Source organism: Ruminococcus bicirculans (ex Wegman et al. 2014) (genome assembly GCF_000723465.1).
GTDB classification, from domain to species: domain Bacteria; phylum Bacillota; class Clostridia; order Oscillospirales; family Ruminococcaceae; genus Hominimerdicola; species Hominimerdicola aceti.
Genome location: NZ_HF545616.1, coordinates 851,105 through 865,996 on the forward strand (window position 1 = coordinate 851,105; position 14,892 = coordinate 865,996).

Consider the following 14,892-nt stretch of genomic DNA (forward strand, 5'->3'; position numbering starts at 1 on the left):
GCATAGCCGACCAAAGTTGTGCCCCCAACACCGAGCGTAGCGAGAGATAAAACGCAGGCTCAAGCCCGGCGCTAGAGGGCTTGTGGGGTCAAGGGGCAAAGCCCCTGCGGAGTATGAGGCAGAGCCTCATTCGGCGACAGCCGACTAAGCGGTGCAGAAAAGTAAAAAAGCACACAACAGTAAAAGAAATAATAAAGCGGTGTCGGAGAAAAAATCTCTGCACCGCTTTTTCCTATCCCATTAAACAAAGTAAAACCCGCAAAGAGCGTAGCGATTTTGCGGCGGAAGGAACTTGCCTGAATGAACAGTATGCCTTTACCACTTCTTATCTATATCTGCACAACGCATACCTATCTTCAACGCCCTCAGCTCAACATAACAGCCGCATAAAACGCACATTCCGTCCACAAGCTTGTCGCAGCCCTTGCAAAACGCCAAACGCTGATGATACTCTTCCTCTGATACCCTCTTGTCCTCAGGGTATGCCGCAATGTGCGAACGCATATCACGGAGAAAATCATTTTCGTCCATATCCTCCAACAGGCATTTTCTACACTGAACCTTTGTTATATCACTCATAAAAATTTCTCCATTGTACAAAAAAGCGGACAGCTCAATGCCGTCCGCCTTGTTATCTTATTCTACAGAAATGATGTAGTAGTAAACAGGCTGACCGCCGTTTATAAGGTTTACATCAAGATTTGAGAACTTCGCAGCTACCTGCTTTTGCAGTGCCTCAGCCGCCTCGTCTGTAACGTCTGAGCCGTAAAGGATAGTGATGAATGAGCTGTCGCCCTTAACAAGCTTCTTTGTGAGCTTGTAAGCTGCCTTTGAAACGTCCTTTTCCACAAAGCTCAGCTTGCCGTTTTCAATGCAGAGTATCTCGCCCTGCTTGATAGCGTGACCCTCATAGTCAGAATCCCTTGCCGCAAATGTTACCTGACCTGTGGCAACTCTTTCAAGTGCATTGGTCATTTCAATGCGGTTCGTATTGAAATCAGCGTCAGGGTCAAATGCCAGCATTGCTGACATTCCCTGCGGTATAGTCCTTGTCTGAAGCACGCATACCTTTCTGTCTGCAAGCTTAACTGCCTGCTCAGCCGCCATGATGATGTTCTTATTGTTTGGCAGAACAAAAACTGTTTCAGCGGGGCATGACATTATTGCCGCAAGTATATCCTCAGTGGACGGGTTCATGGTCTGTCCGCCCTTAACGATGCAGTCAACACCGATATCTCTGAACATTGACTCAATGCCGTTTCCTGCCGCAACTGCAACAAAGCCGTACTGCTTTTCAGGCTTTGCAGGAACGAACTCCTGTTTTGCTTCTTTCTGTCTGGCCTTGTGCTGGAGCTTCATATTTTCTATCTTTGGCAGATTGATGTAGCCAAATTCAAGACCCTTCTGTATTGCCTTACCAGGGTCGTTGGTATGAACGTGTACCTTTATTATCTCATCGTCCTCGACAACTACAACGCAGTCACCTATGGTTTCAAGATAAGCTCTCAGCTTTGATGAATCGTCAGCGTCAGCTTTCTTTGTGATTATCATTTCAGTGCAGTATGTGAAGTGTATCTCACAGTCATACTGACCAACAGTAGCCGCAAATGTGTCGACTGTTACCTGCTGTTTCTGTGCAGGAGCATCAGCCTTTACTATTTCGCCACCCTTGAATACATCTCTCATTGCTTCAAAGATAATGAGAAGTCCCTTGCCGCCTGCGTCAACAACGCCTGCCTTGGCAAGTGCAGGGAGAAGCTTTGGTGTTTCGTTCAGTGAAAGTTCAGCCTGTTTGCAAACTTCCTCCATTATAATAATAGGATCGTTTGTGGAGTGGAGCATTTCTCTTGCTTTCTCCGCAGACTCTCTTGCAACTGTCAGGATAGTTCCCTCTGTAGGCTTCATTACGCTCTTGTATGCTCCTGAAACGCCCTGTTCCAGCGATTCAACAAGTTCGTTCGCACCCATTTCCTTTTTGCCTGCAAGTCCTTTTGCAAAGCCTCTGAAAATAAGCGAAAGTATAACGCCTGAGTTTCCTCTTGCACCTCTAAGAAGTGCAGAAGCTGTTGTGCTTGCAACAACTGAGCAGTCTGTATCGTCGCTGAGATTTTCAAGCTCTGCTACGGAATTTGTTATAGTCATTGACATATTAGTTCCTGTATCTCCGTCAGGTACTGGGAACACGTTAAGCTCGTCAACTGATTTTTTCTTGTTAGATATGCTGTGTGCGGCACTTATGACAGCGTCACGCAGCAAGCCTCCGTTTATCACTATAGTTTTCCTCCTATACTGTTATAGATATCCTAGGACGTTCAGCCTTTCATTTCGTCAACGTAAACGTTCACAGATTTAACGTTGACCCCTGCCTGCTCTGTCAGAACATAATTTACCTTGTGAATGATGCTGTCAACGATAGCTCCGACATTTATGCCGTAGTTCACAGTGATGTGCAGGTCAACGATAAGCTCGTCCCCGTCCTGACGGATTATAACGCCCTTTGTGGTGTTCTCTTTCTTTAGCATTGCAGAAACGCCCTGTTTTGCACCATAGGCGTTAAGTCCTGCCACGCCGAAACAGCTTTCGGCAGTATCCGAGATAAGCTGTCTGAGATATCCGGTGGATATACCTATAGTCCCTATATGGTTGCGAAACTTTATCACAGAAAACAACTCCTCTTGATCGTGGCAGGATCACAAGCTTATTTCTTATGCCGCCACATAATAATTTATTTTATTATATCATAAACATTTGACTTTTGCAATAGGTTTTCGCTCTTTTATACACCTGTCAAATTTATCCCAGAAGCCATTTTGCGGCTTCCAGAGGCGTTTCGGCTATATACACCGCACCTGCCTTGGAAAGCTCCTCTCTTGTGCCGTAGCCGTAAAGCATACCGATACAATCTATACCAAGAGCTTTTGCACCAAGCACGTCATGATGCCTGTCGCCTGCCATTATCACCTGTGAGCGGTCATTAACACCGCAGTTTTTCAAAGTGTGCACGATAACGTCCGCCTTTACGCTCCTGGAGCCGTCAAGCTCCGCACCGCCTATGTAGTCAAAATACTGTGCAAGGTGAAAATGCTCCAGTATCTTCACCGCAAAGACCTGCGGCTTAGAAGTCGCCACCGCAAGGTGAAGCCCAGCCTCCGACAGCATTTTAAGGCAATCTTCCACTCCCTCGTAAACACGGTTCTCGAAAATGCCCTTGGTGGTGTAGTATTCACGGTAGTATTTAACAGCCTGCTCGCATTTTTCATCATCAAAGCCGTAAAAATCCCTGAAAGAGTCTTTCAGCGGCGGACCGAGAAACTTTGTCATCGTGCTCATCTCAGGCTCTATGCTGAACTTTTTCAGTGCGTATACAGCCGAATTTATTATGCCCTCGCCCGACTCAGTAAGCGTGCCGTCAAGGTCAAAAAGAACATATCTGTAATTTTTCATGTCATTACCTCACATAATACAATATATCAATTGCTATTATAACGCAAAACGGCTTATTTGTCAAAGAAAATGGGCAATTACGCACAAAAAATCCTGCTGAAATACGGCATTTAGCTCATTGACAAAAATATTGTTATAAGTTAAAATTAAAAAGGCGGTTTGAGTCAAAACGTATCGCAAAGAAGTGTTTTCCATTTATATGGGAAAAGAAAAAATATGAATGAGGTGTTATTTTGAAACTTATTTTTGATGTTTCAGACAAGCCAAAGGCTGGTCAACTGGTAGTGTTCGCACTTCAGCAGATGCTGGCTATCCTTGCGGCGACCATCGCTGTGCCGCTTATTATCGGCAACGGTCTTACTCCTGCGGCTGCAATGTTTGGTGCAGGTGTGGGAACAATAGTCTATATCTTTTTCACAAAAAGAAAAAGCCCCGTGTTCCTTGGCTCGTCCTTTGCTTTTTTAGGCTCAATGGCGGCGGCCTTTGCAGGCGGCGTTTCAATGCAGCTTGGCATGCTTGGACTTATCGTCGGTGCATTCCTTGCAGGACTTGTATATGTCGTTATCGCAATAGTAGTAAAATTTGTTGGAGTAGGCTGGCTCAATAAACTCATGCCTGCGGTGGTAATAGGACCGACCGTTGCTATAATCGGACTTTCCCTTGCAGGAAATGCTGTTGGCGACCTGCTCAAAGGCGATGTTACAAAGCAGGTAACAGAGTATGCAGTTTCCACAGACAGCGGCACACCTGAGATCATAGAAACTGTATCCAATGTGCCTGTTGGCTCGTCATATGTGGCTCTTATCTGCGGACTTATCACCCTTGCAGTGGTAATGCTTTGCTCAACATATGGCAAGAAAACACTCAGACTTATACCTTTTATAATCGGTATCCTCGCAGGCTATGCAGCCGCAGCAATCTTCACTGTTATCGGCAATATATGTGATATTGACGCACTTAAAATAGTAGATTTCAGCGTTTTCAGCAGCTATATGCTCACAGACGGCAGCGTTTCACTGAAAACATTTGTTAGTTTGCCTGACTTTGCATTTGTTTCAGGTCTGAAAGGTCTTAAGGAGTTCGACTTCTCATATTTTGCAACTATCTTTGTTGCCTATGTGCCGGTTGCACTTGTTGTTTTTGCAGAACACGTTGCTGACCATAAAAACCTTTCTTCTATTATCGACCATGACCTCCTTGAAGAGCCTGGTCTTACAAGAACGCTTCTCGGCGACGGTGTAGGTTCTATCGCAGGCGCACTGTTCGGCGGCTGTCCGAACACAACATACGGAGAGTCCGTTGCCTGCGTTGCTATTACGGGAAATGCTTCTGTAGTAACTATCTTTGCGGCAGCAGTAGGCTGTATGCTGTTTTCGTTTATTACTCCGCTTGTTGCGTTCGTTGATTCTATCCCTGCCTGCGTAATGGGTGGCGTTTGTATCGCTCTTTACGGCTTTATCGCAGTTTCAGGTCTTAAAATGATACAGGACGCAAACCTTGACGATAACAGAAATCTCTTTGTTGTGTCCGTTATCCTCATTGCAGGTATTGGCGGTCTGACACTCACATTCGGTGATATAACACTCACAGAAGTTGCGGCAGCACTTATCCTTGGCATTCTTACAAACATTATGCTCTCAAAGAAAAAGGGCAACGCAGCCAAGAAATAATTATAACAAAATTGCAGAGGCGAACAGTGTTCGCACGTTACTGCACACAAAAAATGCGAATTTATAAATCATTACGAAAGGAAATCGGAAAATGGGAAACGTAAATATCATCAATCACCCGCTTGTAAAGCACAAAATAACGCTTATGCGTGACGAAAAGACCGGAACAAGAGAGTTCCGTATACTTGTGGAAGAGGTAGCAATGCTCATGGGCTATGAGGCTATGAGAGATCTTCCAACAGAGGACGTTGAGGTGAAAACACCTATCACCACAAGAAAGCTCCCTATGCTCTGCGGCAAAAAGCTTGCTATCGTGCCTATCCTGAGGGCAGGTCTTGGCATGGTAAGCGGACTTCTTGCACTCGTTCCGTCTGCAAAGGTCGGTCATATCGGTCTTTACCGTGACGAGGTCACACACGAGCCTCACGAGTATTACTGCAAGCTTCCTGATAGAATAAACGAGCGACTTGTTATTGTCTGCGACCCAATGCTTGCGACAGGCGGATCTGCGATACAGGCTGTTGACTTTTTGAAAGACAAGGGCTGCAAGAACATCAAGTTCATGTGCATAATCGCTGCTCCTGAGGGCCTTGACGCTCTGAGAACGGCTCACCCTGATATCGACATTTATGTAGGCAACCTTGATGAAAAGCTCAACGAGGACGCTTATATCGTTCCTGGTCTTGGCGACGCAGGTGACAGGATCTTCGGCACAAAATAATAGTCTTATACTAATACTCGCTGCTTTGTTTTTTGCAACAGAGCGGCGATTTTTTTGTCTTCTTCACTAAAAAAACTTTAAAAAGTTCCTTCAATTTCAGTTGTTAAAATAATTGAAACTTATTTCCGTTGATGATATAATTCAAATGTAGAAATATAGAACAAAATAAAAAAACAGGGCGAACTCATGTAAAAAAATATATTATGAGGATACATCCTAATAAGGAGATAAAAATGTTTGTGAAGAAAACCGGCCGATTTTTTGCGGTCACAAGCATGATCGTGTGCTGCTGTTGCACTGCAACTGTGTTTATCTCATACATAAAACGCAGTAACATACGAATGCTTTGTCTTGGACCATTTTTACTTGCGGCGGCGATAGTGTTGTATATTGCTCTGAAACGCTGTGAAAAGAAGCTTACCAAAAAGCGTGTCAGACTTATATTTGCTGTTTTCTGCCTGATTTTGCTTGCATTGCAGATATTGTTTGTGCGTTATCTTTATTACAACTACGAAATGGTTGACCCTAAAATAACAGGGGAGTTCGCAAAACGCTTTGTCATGGGTGAAGATCTGGGGAGCATCAAAGAAAGCTACCGTATTTATGCTGCAAAATACCCTAACGCATGGGGCATGATATATTTGCAGATACCATTTTTCGCCTTATGGAAGCTTTTCACCGGCGGCGTGAGCATATATGCGGGGCAGACCTTTAACGTAATTCTTATTCAACTTAGCGTAATAATGACCTTTCTCGCAGGTGAGAGGATTTTCAAACTTAACAGCCAAAGGCTTTTTTGCGGCATTATTTCGGCACTTATGCCTGTTATGCTTCTGTATACACCGTTTTTTCATTCTGACACAGCAGGCATGATATTTGTAAGCTGTACTCTTTATTTTCTCACCCTTGCGGTGAAAGAAAAATACAAAAGCAAAAGCGTTGTTTATGCTCTTATAGCAAGCCTTTTTATCGCACTTGGAAACACTGTCAAGGGAAGCATTGCAGTAATGCTGATTTCAGTGATGATATTTTTTGTGCTGAAAATGGGTGTAAAAAGGGGAGCTATCCTGAGCCTTGCGGCTGTTATGCTGTTTATTGGCGTGTCAAAGGCGGCATACTATGGCGGTCTTACTATGGGTATCTCTGATGAAAAAATGGTAGACAGATATCGTTTTCCTGTTACACACTGGATAATGATGAGCCTTAACAGCGACTACAAGACCCATGTTGACGAGGACGTTGACTTCACTATGTCATTTGATACATATGACGCCAAAAAGCAGGCGAATATCCGGGAAATAAAAGCCCGCCTTGAAAACATAAGCACCCCTTATGAAGCCTGCAAAATGGCTTATCACAAAGTCGCCAGAACGTGGGACAGCGGTGGTTTTGCCTATGGCAAATATCTCTCACGCTCCGACCCCTCAGGTGGTCTGCGAGAGGTATTGCACAGTCGCTTACTTGGTAGCTATGTAGACGGCTATCACAGTGCAATGCTCATAGCAATGGCGTTTGGTGCAGTTTATGCCGCTGGCAAGCGTCGCCATTCTGCTTTGTTTTTCAGCATAGTGACTCTCACGGGAGTTATACTCTTTTTCCTTATCTGGGAAAATCCACCTAGATATATCGTCACATTTATCCCCGTGATAATGCTTCTTTGCACTGCAGGAACAAGATTTATCACAGCGATTATTTCACGTCTTTGTAAGCGTGTGAGTGCTTCAAAATAAGATAAAAAAAGGCCTCTTATGTTTTTCCATAAGAGGTCGATTTTTTTATTGTGTAACATCAAGATAGAACGCAGGGTTCAATATATAACCCTGATAGCGTATCTCAATGTGCAGGTGGTCGCCTGTTGAAAAGCCGGTCGAACCCATTTTGCCGATAACGTCGCCTTTTTTCACCTCGTCGCCTATCTCTACATCTACCTCTGTGAGATGTCCGTAAAGGGTAATGAATTCGTTGCCGTGGTCGATGATAACATAGTTTCCATAACCGCCGCCACAGCCGCAGGACTCCTCCTTGCCGTAGTCATGAGTGCAGGTGGTGTTTATCTTTATGACCTTGCCACTGCATGAAGCGTGAATAGGCGTGCCGTGAGCCGCAGGAATGTCAAGACCCGTGTGATATGAGCCCCATCGTGCGCCCACGCCTGATGATACGGAGTAAGCCCCCGGAACAGGCCATGCGAAGTAGTAATCAGGCTCGGTATCTCCAAGCTTTTCGCCCTTGTCAAGGCGGTCATTTATCTCCTTGTGAAGCTCCTCAAGCTTTACATCTGCAAGCGCCATTGTGGCGGAAACTTCGTTATCTCTTGCTGTTCCGCCTGAGCCTGACGATTTCAGTATGCCGGAAAGGCTGCTCTCAAACTGCTCACGCTCCGCCTCATAGGCTTCGTTCTGCTCTCTGAGCTTCTTCTGCTTAGCTTTAAGCTCCTGCTGTGTTTTGGTACTGGAGCGGTAAAGCTGACTGAGCATATCTTTCTGCTGTGTATACTGTGTGTACTGAGCGTCATACTCGGCTTTCTGCTTGTCAAGGGTCTTTTGCATATCCTCATATTCAGTTTTAAGTTTTATAAGGTTATCAATGATAGTGTCATCATGGTGTGCCACACGCTTTATAAGCTCTAATCTCATGAGTATGTCATAAAAGCTGTCTGATTCCAAAAGCATTGTGGTGTAGCTGTCCGACCCTGCGATATACATTGCCCTTAATCTTTGTTTAAAGTCCTCTATGCCCTTGTTTATCTCAGCCTGCTTCTTATCGATATTTCGCTGATTGGTGTTTATCTGAAGCTCCAGTGCGGTCATGTAAGAGTTGAGAACGTCTATCTCGTCATTTATAGAATCTATCTTTTCTTTCAGAAGCTTCTGCTTTTTCTCGTTTTTCTCAATGTCCTCATCATATTTGTCGAGCTGTTCGTTTATTTCCGTCTGCTTTTTTGATAGCTCTCTTAGCTGTTCTGCATACTGTGTGATGTCAAAACCTGTTGACTCCTCCTGAGAATTATCGTCATTTTCTGTTTGTTCATCGCTTTGCTGACCTCCGTCAGCCACAGATTCAGTATAGCTATAGTCCTCCCCCTGCGAGCTTTCAGTGTCCGCTGAGGTTATCTTCAAAGACGAATTGTAGCTGCTTCCTGCAATACCAGCGGTAACAGCGAATGCGATAATGAAAGTGAGAATGCGTTTTAAGCTGTAAAGCCTGTTCATGAAATAAAAGACTCCTTTGGTTGTGGGGCAAGACCTTTCGGCATTGCCTGTTTATACATAATTTGACGGATTCTGAGCCACGCCGTTCAATCGTACCTCAAAGTGCAGGTGGTCGCCAGTTGAATATCCTGTTGAGCCGACAATACCCAGAACGTCGCCCTTGTTGACATGCTGACCCTGTGTTACGCTCATATACTGTGAGTGACCGTAAAGGGTCCAGTAGCCGTTGCCGTGGTCGATTATGCAGTAGTTTCCATATCCGCCGCCGCAGCCGCATGAGCCGTTCTTGCCATAATCGTGTGTGCAGGTGTTGCTGACGAGTATAACAGTACCCTCAGCGGCAGCGCATATCTTTGCGCCTCTTATTCCAGGAGACCAGATGTCGATACCCTTGTGATAAGCGCCCCAGCGCCAACCCACGCCGTAGGAAATATGATAATAACCCGGCACAGGCCATGTAAACTGGCTCTTGTCGGTATAATTGTAGTCACCGTTATTGGTAGAAGATTGACCGCTGTTAGAGGTGTTGCCGTTTGCATTAGAAGATGAAGAATTGCCGTTATTATTCTGCTGTTGCTGCTGTTGTCTACGTTCTTCTTCCTCTCTTCTCTTACGTTCTTCCTCTTCTTTTTTCTTACGTTCCTCTTCTTCCTTCTTTTTGATCTGCTCCTGCTCCTTGTAAAGCTTCTGGAGCTGTGTCTCGAAGTCTTCCTGCTCCTTGTTTATCTGCTCCTTATTAGCTTCATAAGCCGCCTTATCTTCCTCAAGCTGGTCGATAACAGCCTGACTTTTTGCATAAAGGTCGTCAAGCTTTTTCTTCTGCTCAGTGTGATAGGCCTTTTGTTCCTCAAGGGTAGTTTTGTTAGTTTCAAGTTCAGTCTTGTTGGCTTCAAGCTCTGCTTCCTGAGATTCATACTCGCCTTTAAGCTCAACAAGTCCGTCGATCATGGTGTTGTCATGGTCAGCCACTCTTTTGACAAGCTCTATTTTCATAAGCATATCATAAAAGTCCGTCGAACCAATAAGAATATCGGTGTATGAACTATTTCCGGCAACATACATTGCTCTAAGACGTTGTTTGAAGTCAACAACGCCATTTTCTATCTCAGTTCTCTTGTTTTTTATTTTTATTTCGCTCTTTGCGATAGCCTCTTCAAGGTCGGCTATCTCTGTTTCAAGGTCAGTGATAGAATCCTCAAGGGTCAGTATAGTTTCCTGAACAGTTTCTATCTGCTCTTGGATAGCTTTCTGATTTTCTTCCTCCTTGGAGATATCGTCCTTTGTGCTGTTTATCTGCTTGTCAAGGTCAGCCTGCTTTTGTTCAAGCTCGCTTATTTTATCCTTGGCAGAGGATATTTTTTTCTTGTTGTTCTTTATTGCCTGACTTTCTGCAGAAGCGTTCTGCGCTGTCATGACCGGCTGTGTGCCGCCTGCAAGCATTGTCATGGAAGCGACTACGGCGATAGTGAAAGCCAATACTCGCTTCATTGTGAATATACCTGTTTTCATACTTGTCCTCCGTCTTAAAAAAGACCATTTTTACACGTTTTTTATCTTTCTCTAACGCATTATCCTGCACGTTCTTTCTTTTTTATCTCATGTCAGGATATGCTTTAAACTGCAACAAAAGGCAGTCTAAAAACCCCGTTGGATCATAGCCTGCCTTATGTCTATATTTGGCAAATGTATTATACTTTAAGATGCTTGCCTGTGCTTATAGAAGTACCCACCGCACCGATAACAGCGCCTGCGATAAGATAAGATGCTGCAACAGGGAGCAAGAGGGATTTGAAGGAATACAAATTCTGAACACCGAGAATGCTCCAGAGCTTGAAGTCATCATTGAAGATGTTGTAAATTCCCTCGTAGGCAAACTTTGTGAGCAACAGTGCGCCTGCGGCTGCGAGCAGACCAACTATCATACCCTCGATAAAGAAAGGTATCCTGATAAAGCTGTTGGTAGCGCCTACATATTTCATGATGTTGATCTCTTTACGTCTTGCGAAAACGCTTGCTCTGGTGGTATTTGAAATGATTATCAGACAAACCACAACAAGTGCCACAATGACCGCAAAGGCAACTATCGTAAATACCCTTCTGATACTGATAAGGATATCAGCAAATGCTGTAGGGGACTTTGTTGAGTCAACATTGTCAAAGGTCTCTATCTGAGTGGTTGTTTCGCTCATCTTCTCGATATCCTTGACCGTTACTTTGTATGTGTCAGGCAATGGGTTATCATCGGCATACTGGAAGAAATCCTTTTCCTCATCAGTCATGCCCTTGAGCATATTTTTCCACGCTTCGTCCTTTGAATAAAGGCTCACCGTATTGATATTTCCGACCTCTTTGAGCTTATTTTCAAGGGTCTGCATATCAGCCTGACTTGTGCCGTCCTTAACGATAACGATGACTTCGCTCTTGTCCTCGATACCGCCGATTATTCTTGTAAGGTTAATGGAAACCAGCACCGAAGTGCCTACCATAAGCAGGGAAACGAGCAGGATACAGAAAGAGGCGAACGTCATCATTCTGTTTTTCCAAATGCCCTTGAAGCCTTGATTTATAAGATATCTAAAACTACTTGCTTTCATTGGAGCCTCCTATCACTTCGTCAAAGGCGATCTGACCTTTGTTGATGTTGATAATTCTGCCTCCGAAATAGCGCACAAGGTCATGCTCGTGGGTAACCATAAGAATGGTAGTGCCGCACTCGTTTATGCCCTTGAGAAGCTCTACTATCTCATATGAAAGAGCAGGGTCGATATTACCTGTAGGCTCGTCGGCAATGATGAGCTGTGGGTCGTTTACAAGTGCTCTTGCAAGTGCCACACGCTGTTGCTCACCGCCTGAAAGCTCGGTCGGATAGCTTTTCGCCTTATCGGAAAGTCCCACAAGGCTTATAACATACGGAACACGGCTTCTTATGTACTTTGCAGGAGCGTCGATCACTCTCAGCACGAACGCCACGTTCTCATAAACTGTCATTGTAGGGATAAGTCTGAAATCCTGAAAAACAACTCCGATAGTTCTGCGAAGGGCAGGTATCTTTCTTCTTCTCAGCTTTTTCAGATTGAAGCCGTTTACCATTACTGTACCGCTGGTCGCATCTATTTCTTTAAGAACCAGCTTGATAAGTGTTGATTTTCCGGCGCCTGAAGGACCTACCACGAAAGCGAAGTCGCCGTCGTTTATCTTCAGGTTTACTTTGTTCAGAGCGTCCACACCGCTTGAATAGGTAACGGACACGTCTTTAAACTCTACCAAAATTTACACCGCCTTAGTTTTACAGAGGCAAGCAAGCCTCTTTTTCGCTCGTAGGACTTAGAACTTGACAGGGTTAGCGGAGAGATATTTCTTTACCATGAGAGCTATCTTAAAGATGATAGCGTGGTCGAACTCTCTCAGGTCAAGACCCGTGAGCTTTTTGATCTTTTCAAGTCTGTACACAAGAGTATTTCTGTGAACAAACAGTTTTCTTGAAGTTTCAGAAACGTTCAGGTTGTTTTCAAAGAACTTCTGGATAGTGAAAAGTGTTTCATGATCCAGCGACTCGATAGAGCCTTTCTTGAAAACTTCCTTAAGGAATGTTTCGCAAAGTGTTGTAGGCAGGTGATAGATAAGTCTTGCGATACCAAGATTGTCATAAGAAACGATATTCTTGTCAGTATCGAACACCTTTCCTACCTCGAGAGCTATCTGTGCTTCCTTGAAGCTTCTTGCCAGATCCTTTACGCCCTCTACTACTGTTCCTATACCTACAGTGACTCTTGTATAGAATTCACTTGAAAGGGTATCGGAAATAGAACGTGCCAGCTTTTCCAGATCCTTAGACTCAACGCCGTTTGCCACTTCCTTAACAAGCACGATATCGCTCTCAGTGATGTTGAAAACGAAGTCCTTGGACTTGTCAGGGAAAAGGTTCTGGATAACATCGTAAGCTGAAACGTCATTTGTGGAGAGTATTCTGATAAGCAGCACCACTCTTGAAATGTCAGCGCTGAAATGCAGCTCTCTAGCTTTAACATGAACGTCGCCCGGCAGCACGTTGTCAAGCACTACGTTCTTGATGAAATTGTTTCTGTCGTATTTTTCGTCATAATACTGCTTTATGCTGGAAAGAGTAATGGCAAGTATGCTTGCATACTTTGCAGCCACCTCGTCTGTTCCCTCAACGAAAACAGCATAGTCAGGTTTCATATGAGCACCGAATGGCTTATAGGTATAACCGTCTCTAACAAAAATGTCGTGTGAATCGCCCAAATCTAACGAAACGAATTCGTTAGTCGTTCCGACCTGTGAAAGCTCAGAGCAGGCAATGATAGTTGCGTTCTCATCTATTACGCCTATGACGCAGTCGATAGTGTCACGCATCTGATGAACAACGCTCTGAAATAATCTGTTTGACATAAGTTATTCCCCTCTACTTGCAAAAATTTTCGACCTAAGTTCTGCCATGGGCATAATTACCCCATAAGGGCAGATGTCTGCACATTGTTATTATAACAAAAAACGATATGTTTTGCAAGTGTTTTATAGTGAAAATATGCAAAAAAACTTTTATACCGCAGTTTCAAGCACTGGTCTGCGGTCTGATATATTACAAATTGTAACACATTTTGCTCTCTTATGTGTGAATTTTTTGTTAAATCACAGGTTTTCATGGTGATTTTGTACAAAAGAGGGGCGCAAAGTTCGTTTTGAGTAACCGAATTGTAATTAATAAACTTTTTGTAAATATCCTGAGCTATGTGCATAACAGCGTAGTTAAAGCGTTGCAAAGGGTAAAAAAATATGTTACAATCTATAAAAAGAAAGCTGTAAGATTTGTTATCGGGAGGTAATCAAAATGGACGTAAAAAAATATCTTGAAGCAGGAAAGATAGTATCGGTGTTCGGCATAAAGGGCGAGATAAAAGTACAGCCATGGTGTGATGGACCTGAATTTCTCTGCGGATTTGACACACTATATTATAAGAGCGGTACTCCTGTGGAGATAGAGCGTTCGAGAGTTGCAAAGAATATCGTTGTAATGAAAGTCAAGGGCGTTGACACTGTGGAGGAGGCTCAGAAGCTTCGCAACAGGGTGCTTTATATCGACCGTGACGATGTGGAGCTTGATGAGGGCTGCTATTTTGTTCAGGATCTTATAGGTCTTGAAGTGGTCGACGCTGACAGCGGTGAAAGCTACGGCAAGATAACAGACGTAAGTCAGACAGGCGCAAACGATGTTTACCACATCGCTGACGAAAAGGGAAACGTTAAGCTTATCCCTGCGATACCTGAGGTGGTGGCTGAAACTGATATCGAGGGTGGCGTGATGAAGATAACTCCGCTGGAGGGGCTTTTTGATTAATGAAGTTCTGCAAATACGAGGACTTGGAAAGGCTTGCCAGAGATTATTCTGACGGAATGTTCAGCCTGATATTTCCAAAGCTCAACAGCCGTGAAAAGTCGCTTGAATGTATCGAGAGAGTTTTTACAGCATACATAGATGAAAGCCCACGGCTGAGAAGTCCCAGGGCTGAGGAAAAATGGCTTATAAAAAGGCTGAGAAAAGAGAGCGGATTCAACAGGCTTGCCAACACCTATAAGGGCGAGGGGCTGAGTTTTATTGAGCTTGACAATATGCTCACAAGTCTGAGGGTATACTATAATAACGAGGGCAACAAGCCGAAGAAGCGCAGGTCTGCTTTGTGGAGCTTATTTGTGGTGATAATAATCGCTATTGTGGTGACTATCGGTGTTGTGCAGGGCATAGGATACTATGAAAAAAGCGGCGGCTCTGTGCAGGAGCATTTGAACAGCGCTGAGGAAAACTGGGCTTACTAGCCTTTTGACATGA

At 44.2% G+C, this 14,892-nt stretch carries 14 protein-coding genes; 5 read left to right on the top strand and 9 right to left on the bottom strand.

Annotated features, from left to right (window positions below):
- Nucleotides 1-315 precede the first annotated feature (315 nt).
- The 4 genes from RBI_RS03750 to RBI_RS03765 form a co-directional block, all read right to left on the bottom strand.
- Nucleotides 316-579 (bottom strand): DUF6171 family protein, encoded by a 264-nt coding sequence (locus tag RBI_RS03750; protein ID WP_038671158.1) that lies wholly within the window; start codon nucleotides 577-579, stop codon nucleotides 316-318.
- Nucleotides 580-636: 57 nt separating this feature from the next.
- On the bottom strand, nucleotides 637-2,271 hold the full coding sequence (locus tag RBI_RS03755) for a DAK2 domain-containing protein (RefSeq protein ID WP_022288647.1): 1,635 nt from the start codon (nucleotides 2,269-2,271) through the stop codon (nucleotides 637-639).
- A 41-nt stretch (nucleotides 2,272-2,312) separates the two neighbouring features.
- Nucleotides 2,313-2,660 (bottom strand): Asp23/Gls24 family envelope stress response protein, encoded by a 348-nt coding sequence (locus tag RBI_RS03760; RefSeq protein ID WP_022288646.1) that lies wholly within the window; start codon nucleotides 2,658-2,660, stop codon nucleotides 2,313-2,315.
- A gap of 133 nt (nucleotides 2,661-2,793) precedes the next feature.
- Nucleotides 2,794-3,444, bottom strand: a complete 651-nt coding sequence (locus RBI_RS03765) for an HAD family hydrolase (protein ID WP_038671160.1) — start codon at nucleotides 3,442-3,444, stop codon at nucleotides 2,794-2,796.
- Nucleotides 3,445-3,677: 233 nt separating this feature from the next.
- On the opposite strand from RBI_RS03765, the gene RBI_RS03770 reads away from it, so the two are divergent.
- The 3 genes from RBI_RS03770 (at nucleotide 3,678) to RBI_RS03780 (ending at nucleotide 7,565) form a co-directional block, all read left to right on the top strand.
- On the top strand, nucleotides 3,678-5,114 hold the full coding sequence (locus RBI_RS03770) for a uracil-xanthine permease family protein (RefSeq protein ID WP_038671162.1): 1,437 nt from the start codon (nucleotides 3,678-3,680) through the stop codon (nucleotides 5,112-5,114).
- Nucleotides 5,115-5,205: 91 nt separating this feature from the next.
- Nucleotides 5,206-5,835, top strand: a complete 630-nt coding sequence (gene upp / locus RBI_RS03775) for a uracil phosphoribosyltransferase (protein WP_038671163.1) — start codon at nucleotides 5,206-5,208, stop codon at nucleotides 5,833-5,835.
- Nucleotides 5,836-6,074: 239 nt separating this feature from the next.
- Nucleotides 6,075-7,565 carry a glycosyltransferase family 39 protein gene (locus tag RBI_RS03780; protein WP_158455077.1) on the top strand — a complete coding sequence of 497 codons (1,491 nt, stop codon included), beginning with the start codon at nucleotides 6,075-6,077 and terminating at the stop codon, nucleotides 7,563-7,565.
- Nucleotides 7,566-7,610: 45 nt separating this feature from the next.
- Here the strand turns inward: RBI_RS03780 and RBI_RS15395 are convergent, their stop codons facing one another.
- The 5 genes from RBI_RS15395 to RBI_RS03805 form a co-directional block, all read right to left on the bottom strand.
- A complete protein-coding gene (locus RBI_RS15395) occupies nucleotides 7,611-9,047 on the bottom strand; it encodes a murein hydrolase activator EnvC family protein (protein WP_051706412.1) in 1,437 nt (478 codons plus the stop codon).
- 51 nt (nucleotides 9,048-9,098) lie between these two features.
- Nucleotides 9,099-10,556 carry a murein hydrolase activator EnvC family protein gene (locus RBI_RS03790; RefSeq protein WP_051706415.1) on the bottom strand — a complete coding sequence of 486 codons (1,458 nt, stop codon included), beginning with the start codon at nucleotides 10,554-10,556 and terminating at the stop codon, nucleotides 9,099-9,101.
- 179 nt (nucleotides 10,557-10,735) lie between these two features.
- A complete protein-coding gene (ftsX, locus tag RBI_RS03795; protein WP_022288639.1) occupies nucleotides 10,736-11,641 on the bottom strand; it encodes a permease-like cell division protein FtsX in 906 nt (301 codons plus the stop codon).
- Entirely contained in the window at nucleotides 11,628-12,314 is a 687-nt protein-coding gene (gene ftsE / locus RBI_RS03800; protein WP_022288638.1) for a cell division ATP-binding protein FtsE, read from the bottom strand. Before ftsE ends, ftsX begins: the two co-directional genes overlap by 14 nt.
- 57 nt (nucleotides 12,315-12,371) lie before the next feature.
- Nucleotides 12,372-13,457, bottom strand: coding sequence for a PucR family transcriptional regulator (locus RBI_RS03805; RefSeq protein ID WP_022288637.1), 1,086 nt, complete (start codon nucleotides 13,455-13,457; stop codon nucleotides 12,372-12,374).
- A gap of 439 nt (nucleotides 13,458-13,896) precedes the next feature.
- On the opposite strand from RBI_RS03805, the gene rimM reads away from it, so the two are divergent.
- Complete coding sequence (gene rimM, locus RBI_RS03810; RefSeq protein WP_038671167.1) at nucleotides 13,897-14,403, top strand: ribosome maturation factor RimM; 507 nt, start codon at nucleotides 13,897-13,899, stop codon at nucleotides 14,401-14,403.
- Nucleotides 14,403-14,879: a hypothetical protein gene (locus tag RBI_RS03815; protein WP_038671169.1), complete on the top strand. Its 477-nt coding sequence runs from the start codon at nucleotides 14,403-14,405 to the stop codon at nucleotides 14,877-14,879. Before rimM ends, RBI_RS03815 begins: the two co-directional genes overlap by 1 nt.
- The last annotated feature ends 13 nt before the right edge of the window (nucleotides 14,880-14,892 follow it).